We start from the raw sequence: 20241 nt of genomic DNA, 5'->3' as shown, positions 1-20241 counted from the left end.
AGACTGCCGCGCATCTTCCATGACATGATCGAGGACTTCGTACGGCATTACGGCTATGCGGCGGTTGCGCTGGGCGCGCTGGCCGAGGGAGAGACGGTTCTGCTCATGGCCGGCTACGGCGCCCACCTGGGTTGGTTGCAATGGCCCTTGGTCGTCGCAGTGGCGGCCATCGCGGCCACGATGGGCGATCAGTTTTTCTTCTTTCTGGGACGATGGTATGGGCCTCGTCTACTCCATCGTTTTCCAGGTCTGAAGAGGCGACTGCCACGCGTCGAGCGCCTGCTGCAACGCGGAGCCCCCTGGGCGATCGTGAGCGTCCGGTTTCTTTATGGTCTGCGGATTGCGGGGCCCGTTCTGATCGGGATGGCCGGGGTTGCGCCGTGGCGGTTCATCGTCTTCAACGCCATAGGCGCGTTGATCTGGGCGCCGATCATCACCGGACTGGGATGGGTCTTCGGCGCCGGCATGGTGCAGTTGGCTTCGCGCTTGCAGCAGGGCGAGGAAGTCCTGCTGATGGCCGCCTCGGTCGTCGTGGTGATCGCCTGGTTGCTCTGGCGACGCAGGCACCGGGCCGACGATTAGGGTCTGCAACCGAGACGTGCGCAGCCCCTAGCTTTTCAGCCCCATGGCTTCACGTACAGCGCGCATGGTCTCGCGTGCCGTCGACCTGGCCTTGTCGCTGCCGTCGGCAAGAATGTCTCGCACCATGGCAGGGTTGTCGACGTAGGGCTGCGCGCGTTCGAGCATGGGCTGTTGTTCGCGCAGGATGGCGTCGATCACGGGTTGTTTGCACTCCAGGCAGCCAATGCCTGCGGTGGTGCAGCCGCGTTGAACCCACTGCCGCGTCGCCTCGTCGGAGTAGGCCAGATGAAACTGCCAGACTGGGCAGCGTTCGGGCGAGCCGGGGTCGGTGCGCTTGACGCGGGCCGGGTCTGTGGGCATGCGTTTGACCTTCTGTTCCACACTGGCGCGGTCTTCCCGAATGGCGATGGCGTTGCCGTAGCTCTTGGACATCTTGCGGCCGTCCAGGCCCGGAAGCTTGGATTCGGGGGTCAGCAGCGCCTCGGGCTCGCGCAGGATCTGGCGGCGTCCGCCGCTGAGTTGCGCGCGCAGGGCGTCTTTTTCGGCGCGCGACAGTTTGCTTGCAGCGATCAAATCACGCGCTTCATCGCGCTTTTCGGTGAGACCCTCTTGATCGGCCGCGCGACGCAGCGCGGTGAGTCGAACGCACATATCTTCGGGTAGCTTGGCCGCGGCCGCACGGGCCTGCGCCTCGACGTGAGAATCCTTGCCGTACAGGTTGTTGAAACGACGGGCGATCTCGCGGCTCATTTCGATATGCGGCACCTGATCGGCACCGACTGGCACGTAGCGTGCCAGATAGATCAGAATGTCGGCGGCCTGCAGCAGCGGGTAGCCGAGAAAGCCATAGGTCGTCAGATCCTTGTCCTTCAGATTGGCGATCTGATCCTTGTAGGTCGGCACGCGCTCCAGCCAAGACAGGGGCGTGCCCATGCCGAGAAGGAGAAACAGCTCGGCATGTTCGAGCACGCGGCTCTGAACGAACAGCGTGGCCTTGTTCGGATCGACCCCGGCGGCCAGCCAGTCGATGACCATCTCAGTCGTATGCGCTGAGATGGTTTCGGGGGTCTCGTAATGCGTGGTGAGCGCATGCCAGTCTGCGACAAAGAAGTAGCAGGCATGCGAGTTCTGCAGTTGGGCCCAATTCTTCAGGGCGCCGTGGTAATGGCCCAGGTGCAGTGCGCCCGTGGGGCGCATGCCCGAGAGAACGCGATCATCAGCGCTGCGGGCAATCTCCCCGGCCTGTTCGGTGGATGTCATGGGTAAGTAAGGGTTGGAAAGGAGCGTCTGGCTCAGAGCAGCATCTGAAACGGGCTGAGCAGAACTTTGAGAACCTGCATGGAGACCGCCATCAGAGGGGAGAGCCAGAAATTGCTGACAATGCCGGTGAGCACAAGGGCCATGACGATGAAAAAGCCGTAGGGCTCGACGCGCGAGAGCGCAATGGCCTGACGCACCGGCAGCAGACCGACCAGGATACGGCCACCATCGAGGGGCGGCAGCGGGAACAGGTTGAACACGAACATCACCAGGTTGACCAGAATGCCAGCCTGGGCGACGTCGTAAAAATAGATTTCGTTGACGGCAAAGGCGTGCAACGCGACCAGCATGAGCCCCCACAGGAAGGCCTGGAGGAAATTGGAGCCAGGTCCCGCCAGGGCCACCCAGATCATGTCGCTCTTGGGGTTGCGCAGCCGCCCGAAATTCACCGGAACGGGCTTGGCATAACCGAACAGAAACGCGCCTGACGTGGCGAAGTACAGAATGAGAGGGACCAGAATGGTGCCAATGGGGTCGATATGCCGCACCGGGTTCAGGGAAACACGCCCCATCATGTAAGCCGTGTTGTCGCCGAAATACCGCGCCGCGTAGCCATGCGCCGCTTCATGAAGGGTGATGGCGAAGAGCACCGGCAAGGCATAGACGGTGACGGCCTGAATGAGTTGATCCATGGTGAGATTGTAGAAAGGGCGATGCGACGAGGTGTGGGTCGCCGGGACGGGGCACGCGCTGGCGGCGATGCACCCGGCTACTGCAAGGCCGGAATGCCCAGCGCATCGAGCGGGCCGCGGCCAATGCGCACCACCACGGGCTCGGTGCCGCACAGATCGACGACGGTGGTGGGCTCGCTCGGGCAGGGCCCCGCATCGAGAACGAGATCGACCTGATGCTCCAGCCGTTCGCGGATGTCGGCGGCATCGTTGAGCGCGCTTTCGTCACCGGGCAGGATCAAGGTCGTGGCCAGTAGCGGCTGGGCCATTTCCATCAACAGGGTGTGGGCCACGGCGTTTTGCGGCACGCGCACCCCGATGGTCTTGCGCGAGGGATGCGACACCCGCCGCGGGACTTCCTTGGTCGCTTCCAGAATGAAGGTGTAAGGGCCGGGCGTGCAGGCCCGGATCATGCGGTACTGGCGGTTGTCCACACGGGCGTAGTTGCCGAGTTCGGACAGATCGCTGCACAGCAGGGTCAGGTGGTGGCGCTCGTCCACCTGTCGAATCTGCCGCAGGCGCTGCACGGCGGCTTTGTCGTCCAGGTGGCACACCAGGGCGTAGGACGAGTCCGTCGGGATGGCCGCAACGCCACCAGCGTGCAGCACCGTGGCGGCTTGTTTGATGAGTCGAAGCTGGGGGTTGTCCGGATGCAGGCTGAAGTATTGGGCCATGGAAAAGTCTCAGTGCAGCAGATCCCAGACGGGGGCGAGATCAACGGGGAGGGGAGCGAGTCGACCGAGGTCGCAAACGCTTTCACCGGGGCTATGAAAGTCGGACCCGCGAGAGGCATAGAAGCCGAACTCCAGCGCGAGCTTGGCGTACTTGCGGGCCTGCGAGGCAGTGTGGCTGCCCGTGACCACCTCGATGCCTTGACCACCGAGAGATTTGAATCGATCGAGCAGCGCCCATTCTTCGGTTGCGCTGAAGCGGTAACGCCCCGGGTGGGCGATCACGGCAATGCCTCCGGCAGCTCTGATCCAACTCAGCGCGTCGTCAAGGCTCGCCCATTCGTGCTCCACATAGCCCGGCTTGCCCGGGGTGAGAAATCGACTGAAGACTTCATGGGTCTGATGGCAGATGCCACGTTCCACCAGAAGCCGAGCGAAGTGCGTGCGCGACAACAGCGCCGGGTTTCCGGCAAAGCGCAAGGCTCCTGCGTAGACACCCTCGATGCCCAAGTGGTCTTCGAGCGCGGCGGCCATGTCCCTGGCGCGCTGGTCACGACCGGCGCGAATCTGCTGTAGGCCGTCGATGAGGGTCGGATGCTCAGGGTCGATGTTCAGCGCGACGATGTGAACCGTCTGTGTCGCAACCGAGACCGAGATCTCCACGCCGGGAACGAAGCGCATGCCCAGTTCCTCGGCCGTGCGCCGGGCCTCGAGCAGTCCACCAAGTTCATCGTGATCGGTCAGCGCCCAGAGGTCGACACCCTGCGCGTGGGCCCGCCGCGCCAGCGCATCAGGGGCAAGCGTGCCGTCCGACACGTTGGAATGACAGTGCAGGTCGGGGTTGCGGGGCTGGGAACGTGATATCACCTCGCCATTGTAGGGAGCGCGTCTAAACTCCGCCGGATGGGCAAATCGCATCATGTCAGTCAAACACCGGCCACACAGTGTTTGCAAAAGCACGGCGTCGCCTACACCGAGCATGTGTACGACTACGTCGACCACGGCGGCGCCTCTTGGGGGGCGGAGTCGCTTGGCTTGTCGCTGCATTCGGTCATCAAGACGCTGGTGATGCAGAACGAGAAGTCTGAGCCGCTGGTTGTGCTGATGCACGGCGACTGCGAGGTGTCGACCAAGCAATTGGCCCGTGTCATCGGCACGCGGCACATCGAGCCGTGCAAACCCGACGTGGCGCAGCGGCATAGTGGCTATCTGGTCGGGGGGACCTCGCCATTCGGGCTGCGCAAGCCCATGCCGATCTATGTCGAGCGATCCGTGCTCGGGCTCGAGCGCATTTTCATCAATGGCGGGCGTAGAGGCTATCTGCTGGGCCTTGCGCCCGGCCTTCTGGAGACCCTGCTGAAGGCCCAGCCAGTGGACTGCGCGCTCGCCGCGCCTTGAGCCCGGCTGCACACCAAATCACCGTGGGGTCGGTCGCTGCTTGCGGGCGCCTCAATACAATCACTGTCATGAATACATCGAGTGTCGTGGCGCTGTTTTTCGCTGCTCTGGCTTACCTGTTGGGGTCGTTATCGTTCGCGGTGCTCGTGAGCCGGGCCATGGGCATGGCCGACCCTCGAACCTACGGCTCCGGCAATCCGGGCGCGACTAATGTGCTGCGCAGCGGCAACAAGACCGCTGCCATCCTCACCCTGCTTCTCGATGCCTTCAAGGGCTGGCTCGCCGTCTGGCTTGCCATGGTGATTGGGCCAGGCTTCGGCCTCGGGGCGCCTGGCGTGGCGCTGGTTGCCGTGGCGGTTTTTCTTGGCCATCTGTACCCGGTTTTTTTCCACTTCAAGGGTGGCAAAGGCGTGGCGACGGCCGCCGGCGTGCTGCTGGCGATTCAGCCTTGGCTGGGGCTGGCCACCTTGCTGACCTGGCTCATCGTGGCAGCCTTTTTCCGCTACTCCTCGCTGGCTGCGCTGGTGGCCGCCGTGTTTGCGCCGTTCTACTACTGGTTCGGCGGTGGGCTGGCGTGGAATACCGATCCGGCCGTGTTGCTTGCTCTCGTGATCGTCAGCGCCTTGCTGATCTGGCGCCACAAGAGCAATATCGGCAAGCTGATGCGCGGTGAAGAAAGCCGGATCGGCCGCAAGAAATAGCGGAAAAAATCAGTCCCGGAAGTTGTTGAACGACAGCGGTGCTTCCTGCAGGTCTTTGCGCAGAAGCGCCATGGCGGCTTGCAGATCGTCGCGCTTGGCGCCCGTGATGCGCACGACGTCGCCCTGTATGGCCGAGGTCAGCTTGAGCTTCGAGCCCTTGATGGCTGCGGTGATTTTTTTGGCCAGATCCTGCGGTATGCCGAACTTCACCGTGATGACCTGTTTGACCTTGTCGCCCGAGATTTTTTCGATCTTGCCCAGATCGAAGAAGCGGGGATCGATCTTTCGCTTGGCAGCCTTGGCCATCAGCACGTCGCGGACCTGGCCTAACTGAAACTCACTGTCGGCCGTCAGCGTGAGGGTCTTGTCGGATTGTTCGACCTGGGCCGAACTGCCCTTGAAATCGAAGCGCGTGGCAATCTCCTTTGCGGCCTGATCGCACGCATTGCGCACTTCGACGAGATCGGGTTCGAGAACGGTGTCGAATGAAGGCATGGGTCAACCTGAAGATAATGAAATTTTGATCGTTGGGATTTTATGAGTCTGGACATTGAAAGCGATGTGCCGCTGCGCGCGCTCAACACCTTCGGCATCGAGGCAAGAGCCCGACGTCTGGTGCGGATTCGAAGTGCGCGCGATGTGCGTCAGGTGGTCGATCATCCCGAACTGGGGCGCGCACCGAAATTCATCCTCGGTGGCGGTAGCAATGTGCTGTTCACCAAGGACGTTTGCGACGCCTTGGTGGTCAAGATGGAGGTGCGAGGCATTCGCGTCGTGGAAGATGACGCCCGCGCCACCCTGATTGAAGTGGGCGGCGGCGAATCGTGGCATGACGTTGTCACCTGGACGCTGGCGCAGGGTTTTGGCGGCTTGGAAAACCTCGCCCTCATTCCCGGAACGGCAGGCGCAGCTCCGGTGCAGAACATCGGTGCCTACGGCCTGGAACTCTCCGACCGGCTCGAATCCGTCGATGTCGTCGATTTCGTGACTGGCCGCAGTGCCACCCTGCCTGCCGCCCATTGCCGTTTCGGCTATCGCGACAGCATCTTCAAGCGCGAACTTGCGGGTAAATCGGTAATCACCGGCATTCGGTTGCGATTGCCCAAGCCCTGGGTGCCGGTCGCCGGGTATGCCGATGTCGAGCGGTGGCTGCAGCGCGAAGGCATAGGCCAGCCCAGTCCGCAGACGATTTTCGACGCGGTGTGCGCCATTCGTCGCAGCAAATTGCCAGATCCGGCGCAATGGGGCAACGCAGGGAGCTTCTTCAAGAATCCGGTCGTCAACCGAACCATCCGCAACGAGATTCTCGAGGAACACCCCGACATCGTCAGCTACCCGCTTGAAGATGGCACCTACAAACTCGCGGCGGCCTGGATGATCGCGGCTTGCGGCTGGAAAGGGCAGGATCTGGGCAAGGCGGGAGTGCATGCGCAGCAGGCACTAGTTCTGGTCAACCGTGGAGGCGCCAGCGGCGCCGACATCCTGGCGTTGGCGCACGCCATTCAAGACAGCGTCCGACGCAAATTCGGCTTGACCCTTGAGCCAGAACCTGTGATCGTGTGAATCAAGTTCCCGGCGGCCACCCCGGCCAACTCAGGCTGAACGCGCAAACGCAGCGTGTTCATGCTCGTAAAAGCCGTATCGGTGCGTTTGTGTTTGGTGCGGGAGCGGGTGGCGAATAATTCACCTATTTCATTGATTTGAAAGGGGGTTGTTGCGTTATAGCAAGCCGCTTGCCCCCGATCTTGCCCCCACAGTCGCTGTGCTGACCCTGAAGGTAAAAAAAGAGGAGGCCGGCGCGCCCGCACCGCCTCCCCACTCCGCCCGCCCCAACCGGAACCAGTATGCGGACGGAGGTACTGCAAACATCAGGACGTGATCGCGTCCTTCATCGCCGCGAAGCTCTGCGCGTGCCGCACGGCAATGTCGATGGTCTGCATCGCCCGGATCTGCACCGCGCCGGCCTCATAGGCGCCGCTGGCATAGGCGTTCGGCAGGACTTCGAGCACGCCCCATTCGCCGATCAGCAGGTCCGCCCAGTTGCCGAAGATGGCGGCGCTGAGGTTGGTGCCGGCGCCCTTGGTCAGATCGCTGGGCACGTTGGACGACGCCGCCACCGGGAAGCCCAGGGCGGTGAATGCCGGACGGTCCGAACCCGGAGCAAAGCCGCCGCCGGCCGGCGCGACCGTCTCGCCATTGGACGCGCCCACCGGGACCAGATAGGCGCCCTGGGTGGTCTTCAGCTTGAGCAGGGCGGTGATGGTCTGCGGATTCAGCAGATAACCCTGCGCAGGGCCGTCCGCGTTCGCCACAGCCACCACGCCCGCCAACTCGATGAGGTGGTCGTAGGTGATGGCGGCGCCGTCGGTGCCGCCGGCCACAGAGCCGATGCCCGCCTGATTGAGGATGCCCAGCGGTTGACCGGCGGCACCGGTGCCCTTGATCGCCGCCAGGTCGATGGCAGCGGCCAGGCCGGCCACCATATCCGCGCGCACCAGCATTTCCGCATCCGGCGTGCCCTGCATGAGCAGATTGCGGCTGATCGTGGTGATCGAGCCGACCGTCCGCGGGCGCAGGGACACCACGTCGAAGGCGCCTTGGCCTTGCGTGAGCGACTGCCCCTCCGTGATCCACTGTGCAGGGCCCGCTGCGGTGCGGCGGGGAATGTCCACGTTGCCGACCAGGCCCGACAGCACGGTGGCGCCGAGCTGCAGGACGCGGCAGCGCGGGCGCAATACGTCGATGAAACTGCCGCCGAGCAGATCGGTTGCGACGACAGCACCACCGGCCGCAGTGGTCAAAGTGCTGTATCCGTCACGCCGCTGCGGTGCCAAGGCGCCCACCGGAATGAACAAGCCGCTCGTATCGCGGCCACTGCGGCGGCCAATCTCAGCGGACACCTCGCGCTCATACCCCGCTTTGCGCCAGTCGCCCGACGCGGCGGCCATGATGGCGCGCGAGATAGAAAACTCGCGCGCCTGCGGGTTGGTTTCATACCAGTCCGCGGGCGTGTAGCCGCTCAGGCTTTGCACGCTCTTACTCCGTGCTTCGAGCTGGGCGAGGATGAATTTTTTCGCATCGCTGACGGACACACCGTCGCGCAGCATGCGCATGCGGTCGTCCGCTTCAATGTTGAAGGAATTGCACATGCCGTCGATTTCGGTCACGCGCAGGCGTTCCATTTCGACGGCAGAGCGCTCGCCGTCTTCGTCGGCTCGGATGGCGCGGCGTTGCGAACGGGTGAGCGTGGTGATCGGTTCCACGGTTTCATCGATGGTCATGGGGTAGCTCCGAAAGAAGCCCGCGGCAGGATCGGCCGGCACACTGACGGCCGACACTTCGAGCGGGCGAAATGGGAAACGCAGGGCGCCGTCGCCCTGCCGAGTGGGGTTGCCTGTGTATTCGTAGGCGATGGACACGCTGCGCACCGTGCCGTCAAGCACGTCTTGGAAGACTTCCTGGGCGCGCTGTGAGGTGCCGAAGCGGGCAATGCCGCGCAGCTTTCGACCTTCCAGCCGCAGGCCGTCCACCCTGCCAATGGGCAATTGCCGCTGATCGTGGGATTCGATCAGCGGCAGGGGTGCCCGTGACAGGTCAATGCTGGCCCAGGTGGAGTGGTCGAGCACTTCCACGAAGTCGCCACGGTCCACAGGCGTCTCGGTCGACAGCACCACAGGAACCGTGCGCGCCTTGGCGTCCGGCTGGCCGATGGCGAGTTCGCGAGTTTGTTGCGTCATGGGGTTGGCTCCATTACCGCGCGCAACCGGCAACAAAAAAGCGACCGGCAGCAGCGCAACAGGCCCGAAGGGCCGCCACGTTTCTGTCCAGTCGCCTTTTGGCGCTCCCACCTTCGCGAAGGTCTCGCCGGTTGGTTGGCAGCGCGGAGCTATGCCAGACCTCCAGGGCGAGCCTGCGTGCAGAGGCTCGAAACAGGGTCGAGCATATCCGCATTAAGCAATTTTCGCAAGAGGTCACAACGGCTTTTCGTTTGCCGCGGGCGTTGCCGCTATGGCCTGGTCCAGCATGGACTGGAGGCCCTCAGCCAGCCCTTGCAGGATGCCGGCCCACTCGTCGGCGTCGCACGGGGTGTAGAGCACCCAGCGGCTTTCGTGCGGTTCGGCAGCCAGGCGCAAGATGCCGCCCACCTGCAGTTCCTCGCTGCGAAGAAACCAGATGCCGGCGGGGCTGCGCCAGGCTTTCACCGGGGCGCTACGCAGAAAGCCCGGCACAGGAATCGGCGGGGCAATAGGGGTTTGGTCAGTCATGGTCAGGCTCCAGGTTGTTGGCCGCATTCGGCCGGGGAAGTCCCGTCTCCCCTTCGACGCTGTCGCGCAAGGTGGTAGCGATGCCCACCAGGCGGACGGTCGAGGGATCTGCGGGTGAACAGGGGTCAAGAAACACGCTCAGCCAGTGCCGCACGGCATCCACGATCACATCGGCTGGCATGCTGGATAAGGTTTCGCGCCAGGTCATGAGCTGGCGCATCAGCTCGGTCTGCTGCTCGATCAGTTCCTCAACTGCGCCGCTGTGAAACTCGGCGTCGGCGCGGGCGGCGGCCAGGTCGCGCTCCAGGTCAGCAACGCGCAGCCGGAGGTCGTGCATCTCACGCACCACTGGCGCCAGGGCAGAGGCGCGCAGGCGTTCCGGGTGGTGCTGGACCAACTGCCGCACAGCGCTGGCCGCGCTGACGCGGCCGTCCGCATCGAGACGCAGCTTTCCGGCGGCGATCCATTGGCTCACCGCTTGACGGCTCACCTTGAGCATGCGCGCCAGGTCCGCAGGGCGTAGGCGAACCTGGGCGGCGTCAAGCGCGGGCGCGTCGGGGAACAGTCCGCCGAATGCGGCGTTTGTTTGGGCGATGGAGTTAAGGTCAGTCATGGCGTCCACCTGTCGTTGCGTTGCGTTTGTGCAGCAAGCTCACACACCAGCGAAAGCGCGCCGTTTCGTACCCGTGTTGCGCCAAGGCCGGAAGGACCCGACCGACTCGCCACAGTTGCGCAACGCTTGGTGGGGATGGTTGAGGTTGGTGGCAGTTGTTCAGCCAGTCCGAGTATGTTTTTCATGATTTGTCCTGCGCTTAGGCTGTAGAACCCCCACCATTCACACCATCCCCACCATCCGACTGCAGATCAACAAGCCACCGAACCGACCCTGCATAGAGGTTGCCGCGCCTGAACTCCATCCCGGAGACAATTCGCTCGGCATGTGTTTTCAAGTACTTACCCATGCGGATGGCGGACAACTCGCCGCTGCGGTCGCCCGCAACCTCGGCAATGGCGTCGCGCAGCTCGAAGTCGCCAGCAGCGGCCCGGTCGATAGCGCGGCCGAGCACATCTCGAACGGTTTGCGGGTGGCCGCCGAATTCGGCATGCCAGGTTGACAACAAGTTCGCCAGCGCCACGCGGGCCGGGTCTTCCTCCCGTGTCGCATCCAAGGCGTCGAGGGGGTCGGGGTATCCAGCCCACACCAATGGCCCACGCACCGCGTCGTTCCATTCCGTGAACATCGTTCCGCGCCAGGGCTTTAAGGCGGGCTTGTCGTCGGCGATGGTGTATGCGCGCAGGAATGTCAGCAGGGCGGCTAGGAGTCTTGGCCGCTCTTGCTCTACCCACGCAAAGAGGTTCCGGCTGAATGCCCTGTTCTCCGGATGTTCGGCGCGAGCATCGAGCCGACACAGCAGCACGCGTTCCGCGACATCCGCCGCTGGCTGACTGTTATTTCCTGTGAGGCAGATAGTTGCGGCCGTGGAGACCTCAACGGTTTTCGAGAGGCCCAGCACTCGCTGGCGCATCGTCGCGGCCGTTGCCGAGACGCACAGCGTTTCGGATTTAAAAAACCCGTTCACGTTATCGAAGAGCAACGCGGATTGCCCATCAGCCAAGGCCGCGAACAGCGTTTTGTTCATTTCCGCGTCGTCATGCGGAAAGGCTTGAATTGCCGGATCATGGCCTTGAACAAGGCGCGGCATTGTTGTCGCCAGCAGGGTTTTTCCGGTCCCCGGGGTGGGTGCCGTAATCAAGAAATATGGCGCCCCGTCGATCATTCGACGCTGCAGCAGGGTGAGTGCATAGGCCAGCGCCACCGCCCTGTCGGTCTCGGTCGCGAACGGAAACTCAGAAACAACCTCGGCGACTTGCTCCAGCGCGGCCAGGCCATCGTCGCGCGTCGGCGCGGCCGGGATGGGTGGCAGGCGCAGGCGGCCAAAATCGAGCAGCAAGCCGGTCTTGGCGTCATAGCCTGGGCGATCCATCACCCGCCCGTCTGCGAAGCTTGGATGCGAGCTGAGACCCGTCAGCACCGGCAGTCCAGCGCCTCCGCTCGATAACAACGACGCGGCCAGGCCGGGCGGAGGATTGCAAGGCGCCAGGGTGCCGTCCTTTCGTCGGCGCGAGAAGGTGAACAGCCGAGCGAGCTCCGTCATCATGCGCGGCACATCGACCGACCGGACAACCAGCGACCCAGCCGCGCCGCGATAGTGGGCGCGCGGGCTGGCTGCGGCGGATCGTTCGACGGCCACGATCTCGGTGCCGCGGCGGAATAGGACCGGGGGTTGCTGCGCCGCGAAGCCGGCCAGGCAGGCGTCCACCAAATCGCCGAGGTTGTCCTCGCCGGCAATGAAATCGCGGCGCAGATCGGCCTCGCCGCTTTGTGCGCCGTCCACCAGCGCGCGGATCTTGTCGGGGATGGGATCACTCATGACCGGCATAGGCCCTCGCGGAATCGTTCAAATCGTTGTCGCCTGGATCGGGACGGACCAGGCGCGTGCGGCGGCCAGCAGCGCGCCAGCGCGCGGCGCATTCGGCCGATGCCGCCTCGCCTGCGGCGTCGGCGTCCTCCGCGATCAACAGCTCGGGCACGCCGGGCAGGACAGGAAATTGCGCCAGGTTGCCGGCGTCGATGGCCGCCCACACAGGAACCTCGGCCCAGGCCAAGCTCAGCGCAGTTTCAATGCCCTCGGCAACGCCAAGCGGCTGCCCCTTCTCGCGGGGAAACAGGCGGATCACGCCGCCCGCCTTGCGATGGCCGGCGGCCAGCAGGCGCGGCGTGTCGATGGGCGCCTTCTCACCGCTGGCGAGCACCCAGGTGCGGTGAATCGAGCAAGGCTGGCCGGTCAGCGCATCCGTCACCAGCGCGACTAGGCCGGGCCCGGTGTAGCCGGTTGGATGGCGCAATGCCGGGTTGCAGCGCAGGTGCGAGCCCTCGGGCGGAATGCAGCAGGCGCGCGCCTTCAGGTAGTCGCGGGCGGCGCCATGCAGCGGCTGCGCTGCGGCCCATTCCTTGGCGGCCCACGGTGCCAGGCCATCGGTGTGGCGCTCGGGCTTGGCTGGCCTTGGCGGTGGTGCTGCGGGCCGAGTTTCACGGCCACTTGCGCCGGACCAGCCGCAGCGGTGGCAGCGCCACACCACGCGGCCGTCCGCCTCGCGCCGAACGGCCAGGGCTTTGTCTTTGGGGCCACGGTCGCACTGCGGGCAGGGCAGGCGGTTTTCGCCGACACGCAGGCCGGCGACGTCGAAGGGCGGGGCGTCAGTCACGGAAAATCCCCCCGCCGAGTCCACACACGAAGGTCCCGTCCTCCAATTCCAAGCGATCGAAAATGGCGCGGCGCTGGATCACGTAGCCGAGCCCGCGATGCTCGAACCTATCGCCGCGAGCGTGCTTGGCCGCGTGAACCAGGTCCCGCAGTTGGCGCAACAGATGCAGGGGCATCCCGTGCTGGTATGCCCTGGCCTGACGGAGGATGTGCACACGCTTGATCGAGGCGCCAATGCGCCGCTTCCACAGATCGCGCTTGGCTGGATCGCTGACCATCACAGCCGCGCGATGGCGTCGAGCAGGTCGCCGACGCGCCAAAAGCTGGCGCTACCGATCTTGCGCGGCTTTGGCAGCCGGCCTTCGGCGATCAACGCATGAAACTTTGTTGCGCCAATCGCAAGCAACGGCGGGTTGCCATCAGCTCCGAGGATTTGCTTGCGCCGGATAAGCGCATCCGGGTGAATGTTGAAGGCCGCCGGGGCGACCGTGGGGGCGGACTTGTGGGGCGATGTGCGCGACATGATTGCTCCAGTTGTGGTAAGGACTGGGGCGAATCTTCGCGTCCGCAGATACGGCTGTTAAGGGTGCGTTTTGCGCTATTGGATGGAATAACGATCCGCTCTGTTGCGGGCCTTTTGTTGCGTTAATTCTTTCGGCCGGGGTTACGGGCCCGTGCGACTCGCTTTTTCACTTTGGCGATTTCTTTTTTCGCGCTGTCGAGGTCGATCAGCTCGTGGTGATCGTTGCCAAAAAGCACTTTCGCGATGTTCCACCAATCCTCATCACGTACTTTGAAGCAGACTTCAGTGAATTCCTCGGTCTCGCAAAGGTTATCGATGGCCGCGCTCAACCAATCCCACCAGCCGATTTTTTGTGAGCCATTTAGCCATGCCTCGGAGACGACAATCGGAGTTTTCAACTCTTCAGCCAGCGATAGCAGGGCGGAGGATGTCGGGATGAGACGGACGGTTCCACCAGGTGCCGCCACCTCCATATTCGGCAGGTGCGTCGCGGCGAACAGCCACAGGCGCAAGGCGTCCGGCGCGTCTGGACTTCCCTCCAGCGCGTCCAACTCCGCAGCAAGTTTTTCGGCCAGATCGGCGGCCCGTTTTCTACGTGGGCCAGCGTCCGAGATGGCCTTGAGAAGCTGCCCCTTGAAAGACCTAGGGGCATCCGTTTTTCTGGTGTCCGAAACGCCAATTCCAATCCAGTAGGGCGTTAGAAAAGCGCCGACAAAGTTGGTGGCCTCATCAAGCTGAGCGTCGATGTCCTGCGCTTGGCGCAGGGTGGAGCCCGATAGGTCCCAAAAATCCTGCAGCTCGCTTTGTTCGAAGAATTGCTTCACGCGAGGATCGTCAAGCTTTCCCTGCGCCTCTAGGTGGCGCTTCACTTGCTCAAAGGCGGGATGGATGCGTGCCATCATTGCGCTCCCACTGCGCGGCCCTGTATGGGTGCCCGGCCAGCCTGCCCAGGGGCGGCAGGTTTTCGGCGGCCAAACCTAGGCCGGGCAAAACAATGCTATCGGCTGTCAGAGCAGCCCATGATCCGCAAAGGAGTACGTGGCGCTGCGGGTGACGATCAGATGATCCGCCACGCGCACATCGACCAGGGCAAGGGCGTCGCGCAGGGCCGTGGTCAGCGTCCGGTCCGCCACCGAGGGCTCCGCTGCTCCGCTTGGGTGGTTGTGTGCCAGCAGAACCGACGCGGCGTTGTGGCGCAAGGCGAAGCGCAGAACCTCGCGCGGGTAAACGCTAGTCTCCGCCAAGGTGCCGCGAAAAAGCTCCTCGGCCTCGATCAGCCGATTCTGTGTGTCGAGAAACAGGGCCGCGAAGATTTCACGATCTGCTGCTCCGATCCACAGGCGCAGATAGGCGCCCGCCGCTATTGGCGATCCAAGAACCGGCGAGCCGCTGCGCAGGCCGCGCTCCAGCAGGCGCATGCTGCGCCGAATGGTTGCCACCTCGCGAGCGGTGTAGACGGCCGGATCAAGCGCCGGCATAGGATATGCAGTAGCCATGTTGTCGCACCTCTAATGTGCACCTCGTGGTCAGGGGCGCGCAGCGTTGGCGCGCTGCACGTCCCGCCTTTTTTGCCCGGAACCGCCGGGCGCGGTTGCAATCAGGCAGCGCCAGGCAGTTGAATCACCTCCGCGCCGGCCTTGAGTTTGTCCAAATAGTTGCTCCATGCCTGCATCATCGCCTTGCGCTCGTCGGAAAAACGGGTGCGGTTGTAGGCCCGGCCGAGCGTGTCGGGCACTGCATGCGCGAGCTGCATTTCGATCACCTCCGGGCGATAGCCCAGGCGCTCGTGCAGAAAGGTGCGGGCCACCGCGCGCCAGCCGTGGCCGGTCAGCTCGGCCCGTGTGTCCACGCCCAGGCGGCGGAGGGCAGCATTGATCGCCATATCGCTCATGGGGCGCATTGGGCTGCGCCCGCCAGGGAACACCCAGCCGCCGCGCAGGTTTCCGGTCAGGAGCTTGAGGTCGCGCAGGATGGCAACGGCCTGTGTGCTGAGCGGTACCAGGTGATCAACCTCGGTTTTTGTGGCATGGAATTTCCACTCCGCGGCGTCGAGGTCGATCTGCTCCCACCGAGCCTTGCGCAGCTCGCCAGGGCGTACAAACACCATCGGCAGCAGACGCAGGGCCGAACCGACCACAGCGCCGCCTTTGAAGGCATCCATCGCGCGCAGTATGGCGCCCACTGCGGCGGGGTCGTCGGCCGGCGCGGGCTGATGCGTTTCTCTGTGCGGAGCCAGTGCGCCGCGCAGGGAGGCGGTCGGGTCGGCAGTCGCGCGGGCCGTTGCCACCGCGAACCGGCACACCTGACCGATGTTCTGCAGGGTGCGGTGCGCCGTGTCGGATAACCCCCGTTGCTCGATGCGGCGCACCACGGCCAGCACTTCGGGGGCGGAAATCTCCGCCACAGGGCGGCTGCCTAGGTAGGGCAGCACCAGGCGCTCCATCCGGCTCAGAAAATGTGTCCGGTACGTCTCGCTCTTGGCTTTGAGGTGTGTCGCGGCAAAGTCGCCCAGGACGGCCTCGAAAGAATCCGCCGCGAGCTGCGCAACCCTGATTTTTTCGATCTGGCGGGCCGCGCCTGGGTCTATACCGTCCGCGAGCTGGCGCTTGGCCGCGTCGCGCCGATCACGGGCATCGCGCAGGCCAATGACCGGATATGCCCCCAAGGCAAGGCGCTTTTCCTTGCCCCCATGTCGATACTTGAGGCGCCAGAGCTTGCCCCCGGCCGGCGTGACTTCGAGATAGAGGCCTCCACCGTCGAAGAGCTTCACGGCTTTGGCGCCCGGCTTGGCGTTTCGGATGGCTGTATCTGTGAGGGGCATGGTGAGTTTTTCTCCAGCTTGCCCCCACGGGGTGGGGACATGCCCCCATTCTTGCCCCTATTTGCCCCCGGATGCAAACAACCAACGGCGAACAGCTATGAAAGAAAAACGGCCGGAATCCCTTGTTTTCCTTAGGATTTCCGGCCGTTAGCGAACAACGGTGAACAATCAAGTGGTGCCGGGAGCGGGACTCGAACCCGCACGCTTTTAAGGGCGGTGGATTTTGAGTCCACTGCGTCTACCGATTCCGCCATCCCGGCCGGGAGTTCAGGCTTTGTGCCTGACACAAAGCAAAACGGGGAATCGAAATCCCCCGTCTGTGCTTGCTTCATTGATTTGGTGCCCAGAAGAGGACTCGAACCTCCACGCCTCACAGCGCTAGTACCTGAAACTAGTGCGTCTACCAATTCCGCCATCTGGGCAGCGAAAGGTGTCATCTTAGCATAATGAATTTGGCTGTAAAGACTTGGTGCGCAATTTCAGGCTATTCCCGGTTGGCGGTGATAATGCGATGCAGAACAATGCCAAGTTTCATCTCCCTGCGGCGCCTGAGCCGCAACGCTGCGTCGAGCAGCCAAAAAAAGGATCTTCCGTGATTGTTGAAGGTATCGTGCGCGGTCATCGCGATGGTCATGGGTTTGTCACGCCGGACGACGGCGGCCCGGATGTTTATCTCCCGCCCCAGCAGATGCGAACGGTGCTGCATCTGGACAGGGTGCGCGTGAGGGTGGGCAAGCCCGATCGCCGGGGACGAACGGAGGGGCAGATCATCGCCATTCTGGAGCGCAGCACGCGGCCCATCATCGGACGTTTGTTGCAGGAGGGGGGGGCGTGGTTGCTGGCGCCGGAAGACAAGCGCTACGTGCAGGACATCCTGATCTCGCCGGATGCCGTTGGCAAGGCGCGACCGGGGCAGGTCGTGAGTGCGGAGATCACTCAGCCGCCTTTGCCGAACGTGCAACCGGTGGGGCGGGTGCTGGAAGTGCTCGGGGAACTCGACGACCCCGGGATGGAAATCGAGATTGCGGTGCGCAAGTACGGTGTGCCGCATGTTTTTTCGGACGGCGCATCAAGGGAGAGCGCGGCTCTGCCCGACGCTGTTCGCGATGCGGATTCGGCGGGACGGATCGATTTGCGCGATGTGGCGCTCGTCACCATCGACGGCGAGGATGCGCGCGATTTTGACGATGCGGTGTATTGCGAGCCCGCGAAGGTAGGCCGCAGCAAGGGCTGGCGGCTGCTGGTGGCCATCGCCGACGTGTCGCACTATGTGCGCGAGGGCACCGAACTGGATGCGGACGCGCTGGAACGTGCGACCTCGGTGTACTTCCCCAGGCGAGTCATCCCCATGCTGCCGGAGAAGTTGAGCAACGGCCTGTGTTCGCTCAATCCGCAGGTAGATCGGCTGTGCATGGTGTGCGACATGCTGATCACTGCGCAGGGAGAACTCAAGGCCTATCAGTTCTATCCCGCGGTCATGCGCTCGCAGGCCAGGCTGACCTACACGGAGGTTGCGGACATCCTGTCGAATACGGCGGGCAAGCTGGCGCGCGAGCGTGCGCCGCTGGTGCCTCATCTGCTCAATCTGCATGCGGTGTTTCATGCGCTGCTGAAATCCCGTCAGGTTCGGGGCGCCCTTGATCTCGACATTCCCGAGACGCAGATCGTGGTCAATGCGGCGGGCAAAATCGAGGCGATCGTGCCAAGGCATCGAAACGACGCGCACCGTCTCATCGAGGAGTGCATGCTGTCGGCCAATGTATGTGCCGCCGATTTTCTGCAACGAAACAAGCAGCTTGCGCTCTACAGGGTGCATGAAGGGCCGACGCCCGAGAAACTTGAGACCTTGCGTACCTTGCTGCGCAATCTCGGGCTCACCTTGGGCAGCAAGGGCACGCCTGAACCGGCCGACTATCAGGCTTTGGCGCAGTCCATCGAGGACAGGCCCGATGCTTTGCAGATCCAGACACTTCTTTTGCGCTCCATGCAGCAGGCGATCTACACGCCGCATAACAGCGGGCATTTCGGCCTGGCGTACCCGGCTTATACCCACTTCACCAGTCCGATTCGGCGTTATCCGGATCTGCTCACGCACCGGGGCATCAAGGCCATTCTGCATGGTTCGCACTACACCCCGAAGTTCAGCGAGCGCATTGCGCTCAATCGCGGTGAGCAGAACGCACGCCGTGTGCCGCAGCGTCAGGCCGGCAGCGTGGCACCTGCTGCGCCTGTGAGCAAGCAGCAGGCCAAGGACATGCCGATCTGGGAAGCGGTGGGAGTTCATTGTTCCGCCAACGAGCGCCGGGCGGACGAAGCCAGCCGGGATGTCGAGAGCTGGTTGAAATGCTGGTACATGCGCGACAAACTGGGCGAGGAATATGCGGGAACGATCACCGCAGTAACCAGTTTCGGTTTGTTCGTGCAGTTGGACGCGCTGTTCGTCGAAGGGCTTGTTCACGTATCCGAGATCGGTGCCGATTATTTTCGCTACGACGAGGCTCGGGGTGAACTGCGCGGAGAGCGCACCGGCATTCGCTATGCCCTGGGAGGACGTCTGCTCGTGCAGGTCAGTCGCGTCGATCTCGACGGCAGGAAGATCGACTTTCGCATGGTGCGTGAGGGCGGCAAAGCCATGCCGTCCAACAAGCCGCTGCCTACCTCCGGTGAGATCAAGGGGGTGGATGAAGACGTCTTCGCGCTGAATCCGCAGATGTCTTCGGGTGTGCGCAAGTCCCGGGCTTCGACCCATGGTGCGACGAAGTCGGCTGGCAAAAATGCCCGTCGCACCGCCGAGGCGCCGGTCAAAACCTCTGCAACGGCCGTATCCAAAGGCAAGGCAGGCAAGGGCAAGACTTCGGCTGCGCGCAAGGCGGTGCAGCCCGGCGGTTCGCGCAAGAGATCGCGCTGAGGCTCAAGGCTCCGGCAAGGTTAGACGGCGGGCGGGGTGATCGGCGCAACAGCGGACCCAGCGGCTTGGCCCGAGCCCCGCTTCTTGAGGCGCCCCCTGTCAGAGAGGCGCATCCAGTGGCGAAGCGCGATCATGCTGGCCAGCACCATGGCGAACGATCCTGGAATCCACAGGATCAGGCCACCCAGATGTTGGTCAGTCAGCGGATCAAGGTTCAGCGCTCTGCCGCAAATCTCGTAGATCGGGTAATAGTCGGTCATGCTCAGGGCGAGAATGGCGCCCCACACCATGGTCGGCAGCATCGCCAGCAAAGGCAACAAAACGCGCTTGCCCGGAGACAGGTGTGCAGGCGGACTAGGCCGTGTGTCCAGAACAAGCCACCAGAACAACAGACCATCGAGTGCCATGCTCCAGTTCATCAAGCGGTAGGTGGGCGCGTTGAGCATGACGAAGGGGTGAAACGACGGAATCAGCCAGAGCAAGGCCATGCCGCCAAACAGGACGGCGGCAAACAGCGGATTGAACATCACCACCTTGATGCCCCGAACCACGACCGAGCGATTCAGCGGCCTCAGCCAGCGAAGGCGCCAGTGCAGCGGAATGCCAGCGCGCAGGGTGCTCAGCGGATAGCTCCACATGATGAGCAGAGGGGCAAAATCATGCAGCGAAAGCTGCTGGCTGATATGCACAAAAAACTGATGTTCGGCGTAGTAATCCCACCGGGTCTGAAAGGCCTGCCACATCAACACCCAGCCGAGCCAGAAGCGAATCTGTCGCGAAATCGAGGTCCGTCTTCTGCGGCAACCGCGGACGTAGATGACTGCCGCCGCCGCCAGCAGGAAGAGGGCGGTCGGGGACAGTTCCCAGGGTATGAACCAGCGCAACAGGGCATCCATGCCGGAAAACGGAAAGACAGAATCAACCGAAGACGAATACCGCACTGTAGCGTGGTCAGGGCTCAGATTGGTCACGACATGGGCAAGACATGAAAAACCCGGCAGGAAGCCGGGTTGAGCAGGCGGAGGTAATGTCCCCTGGCGTGGTGTAAGTCTTTGAAGCGGTGAGCTGCGAAGGGCGTAGCCCGGAGCAGCTCACCGCGCGCCGGTCGTCCCTGG

At 63.4% G+C, this 20241-nt stretch carries 21 protein-coding genes and 2 tRNA genes; 5 read left to right on the top strand and 18 right to left on the bottom strand.

The annotated features are described in order from the left end of the window. Nucleotides 1–24 precede the first annotated feature (24 nt). Nucleotides 25–582 carry a DedA family protein gene (locus ASC45_RS10195; protein ID WP_055451087.1) on the top strand — a complete coding sequence of 186 codons (558 nt, stop codon included), beginning with the start codon at nucleotides 25–27 and terminating at the stop codon, nucleotides 580–582. A gap of 27 nt (nucleotides 583–609) precedes the next feature. Here ASC45_RS10195 and ASC45_RS10190 read toward each other — a convergent pair whose 3' ends face one another. The 4 genes from ASC45_RS10190 to ASC45_RS10175 all read right to left on the bottom strand — a co-directional run bounded on the left by ASC45_RS10190 (nucleotide 610) and on the right by ASC45_RS10175 (nucleotide 4108). Continuing rightward, the gene (locus tag ASC45_RS10190) at nucleotides 610–1842 is read right to left on the bottom strand and encodes a tryptophan--tRNA ligase (RefSeq protein WP_055450939.1); all 1233 of its coding nucleotides are present in this window, start codon (nucleotides 1840–1842) and stop codon (nucleotides 610–612) included. A 32-nt stretch (nucleotides 1843–1874) separates the two neighbouring features. Then, complete coding sequence (locus ASC45_RS10185) at nucleotides 1875–2534, bottom strand: site-2 protease family protein (protein WP_055450938.1); 660 nt, start codon at nucleotides 2532–2534, stop codon at nucleotides 1875–1877. Between the two features lie 77 nt (nucleotides 2535–2611). Further along, entirely contained in the window at nucleotides 2612–3247 is a 636-nt protein-coding gene (locus tag ASC45_RS10180; RefSeq protein ID WP_055450937.1) for an L-threonylcarbamoyladenylate synthase, read from the bottom strand. A gap of 9 nt (nucleotides 3248–3256) precedes the next feature. After that, a complete protein-coding gene (locus ASC45_RS10175; RefSeq protein WP_055451086.1) occupies nucleotides 3257–4108 on the bottom strand; it encodes a 3',5'-nucleoside bisphosphate phosphatase in 852 nt (283 codons plus the stop codon). A gap of 39 nt (nucleotides 4109–4147) precedes the next feature. Here ASC45_RS10175 and ASC45_RS10170 point away from each other — a divergent pair, with 39 nt between their 5' ends. Next, the gene (locus ASC45_RS10170) at nucleotides 4148–4642 is read left to right on the top strand and encodes an aminoacyl-tRNA deacylase (protein WP_055450936.1); all 495 of its coding nucleotides are present in this window, start codon (nucleotides 4148–4150) and stop codon (nucleotides 4640–4642) included. Between the two features lie 68 nt (nucleotides 4643–4710). Continuing rightward, entirely contained in the window at nucleotides 4711–5343 is a 633-nt protein-coding gene (gene plsY, locus ASC45_RS10165) for a glycerol-3-phosphate 1-O-acyltransferase PlsY (protein WP_055450935.1), read from the top strand. 9 nt (nucleotides 5344–5352) lie between these two features. Here the strand turns inward: plsY and ASC45_RS10160 are convergent, their stop codons facing one another. Next, nucleotides 5353–5838 carry a YajQ family cyclic di-GMP-binding protein gene (locus ASC45_RS10160; RefSeq protein WP_055450934.1) on the bottom strand — a complete coding sequence of 162 codons (486 nt, stop codon included), beginning with the start codon at nucleotides 5836–5838 and terminating at the stop codon, nucleotides 5353–5355. Between the two features lie 42 nt (nucleotides 5839–5880). On the opposite strand from ASC45_RS10160, the gene murB reads away from it, so the two are divergent. After that, complete coding sequence (murB, locus tag ASC45_RS10155) at nucleotides 5881–6906, top strand: UDP-N-acetylmuramate dehydrogenase (RefSeq protein ID WP_082454360.1); 1026 nt, start codon at nucleotides 5881–5883, stop codon at nucleotides 6904–6906. Nucleotides 6907–7211: 305 nt separating this feature from the next. On the opposite strand, the gene ASC45_RS10150 is transcribed toward murB, so the two are convergent. From ASC45_RS10150 to ASC45_RS10095, 12 genes are all read right to left on the bottom strand, one after another. Then, on the bottom strand, nucleotides 7212–9080 hold the full coding sequence (locus ASC45_RS10150) for a phage major capsid protein (RefSeq protein ID WP_055450933.1): 1869 nt from the start codon (nucleotides 9078–9080) through the stop codon (nucleotides 7212–7214). A 234-nt stretch (nucleotides 9081–9314) separates the two neighbouring features. Continuing rightward, nucleotides 9315–9608, bottom strand: coding sequence for a hypothetical protein (locus ASC45_RS10145; RefSeq protein ID WP_055450932.1), 294 nt, complete (start codon nucleotides 9606–9608; stop codon nucleotides 9315–9317). Beyond that, a complete protein-coding gene (locus tag ASC45_RS10140) occupies nucleotides 9601–10221 on the bottom strand; it encodes a MerR family transcriptional regulator (protein ID WP_055450931.1) in 621 nt (206 codons plus the stop codon). Before ASC45_RS10140 ends, ASC45_RS10145 begins: the two co-directional genes overlap by 8 nt. Nucleotides 10222–10420: 199 nt before the next feature. Next, complete coding sequence (locus ASC45_RS10135; protein WP_055450930.1) at nucleotides 10421–12040, bottom strand: hypothetical protein; 1620 nt, start codon at nucleotides 12038–12040, stop codon at nucleotides 10421–10423. Beyond that, complete coding sequence (locus ASC45_RS10130) at nucleotides 12033–12875, bottom strand: toprim domain-containing protein (protein ID WP_167344850.1); 843 nt, start codon at nucleotides 12873–12875, stop codon at nucleotides 12033–12035. Before ASC45_RS10130 ends, ASC45_RS10135 begins: the two co-directional genes overlap by 8 nt. Next, nucleotides 12868–13152, bottom strand: coding sequence for a hypothetical protein (locus tag ASC45_RS10125; protein WP_055450929.1), 285 nt, complete (start codon nucleotides 13150–13152; stop codon nucleotides 12868–12870). The genes ASC45_RS10130 and ASC45_RS10125 overlap by 8 nt, the downstream gene beginning before the upstream one ends. Next, nucleotides 13152–13397 (bottom strand): helix-turn-helix transcriptional regulator, encoded by a 246-nt coding sequence (locus tag ASC45_RS10120; protein WP_055450928.1) that lies wholly within the window; start codon nucleotides 13395–13397, stop codon nucleotides 13152–13154. Before ASC45_RS10120 ends, ASC45_RS10125 begins: the two co-directional genes overlap by 1 nt. Before the next feature lie 122 nt (nucleotides 13398–13519). After that, nucleotides 13520–14299 (bottom strand): hypothetical protein, encoded by a 780-nt coding sequence (locus tag ASC45_RS10115; protein WP_055450927.1) that lies wholly within the window; start codon nucleotides 14297–14299, stop codon nucleotides 13520–13522. A 105-nt stretch (nucleotides 14300–14404) separates the two neighbouring features. Continuing rightward, nucleotides 14405–14875 carry a JAB domain-containing protein gene (locus ASC45_RS10110; protein WP_055450926.1) on the bottom strand — a complete coding sequence of 157 codons (471 nt, stop codon included), beginning with the start codon at nucleotides 14873–14875 and terminating at the stop codon, nucleotides 14405–14407. A 119-nt stretch (nucleotides 14876–14994) separates the two neighbouring features. Beyond that, the gene (locus ASC45_RS10105) at nucleotides 14995–16218 is read right to left on the bottom strand and encodes a tyrosine-type recombinase/integrase (RefSeq protein WP_055450925.1); all 1224 of its coding nucleotides are present in this window, start codon (nucleotides 16216–16218) and stop codon (nucleotides 14995–14997) included. Between the two features lie 173 nt (nucleotides 16219–16391). After that, nucleotides 16392–16478: transfer RNA gene (locus tag ASC45_RS10100), tRNA-Leu, on the bottom strand. 77 nt (nucleotides 16479–16555) lie between these two features. Then, nucleotides 16556–16640: transfer RNA gene (locus ASC45_RS10095), tRNA-Leu, on the bottom strand. Between the two features lie 89 nt (nucleotides 16641–16729). Here ASC45_RS10095 and rnr point away from each other — a divergent pair. Further along, nucleotides 16730–19126, top strand: coding sequence for a ribonuclease R (gene rnr / locus ASC45_RS10090; protein WP_072243034.1), 2397 nt, complete (start codon nucleotides 16730–16732; stop codon nucleotides 19124–19126). A 20-nt stretch (nucleotides 19127–19146) separates the two neighbouring features. Here the strand turns inward: rnr and ASC45_RS10085 are convergent, their stop codons facing one another. Beyond that, entirely contained in the window at nucleotides 19147–20022 is an 876-nt protein-coding gene (locus ASC45_RS10085; RefSeq protein WP_055450924.1) for a cytochrome c oxidase assembly protein, read from the bottom strand. Between the last annotated feature and the right edge of the window lie 219 nt (nucleotides 20023–20241).

This window comes from Thiomonas bhubaneswarensis, assembly GCF_001418255.1.
GTDB lineage: Bacteria > Pseudomonadota > Gammaproteobacteria > Burkholderiales > Burkholderiaceae_C > Thiomonas > Thiomonas bhubaneswarensis.
The sequence above is the reverse complement of the archived record's forward strand: the minus strand, read 5'-3'. Positions and strand labels throughout refer to the sequence as shown.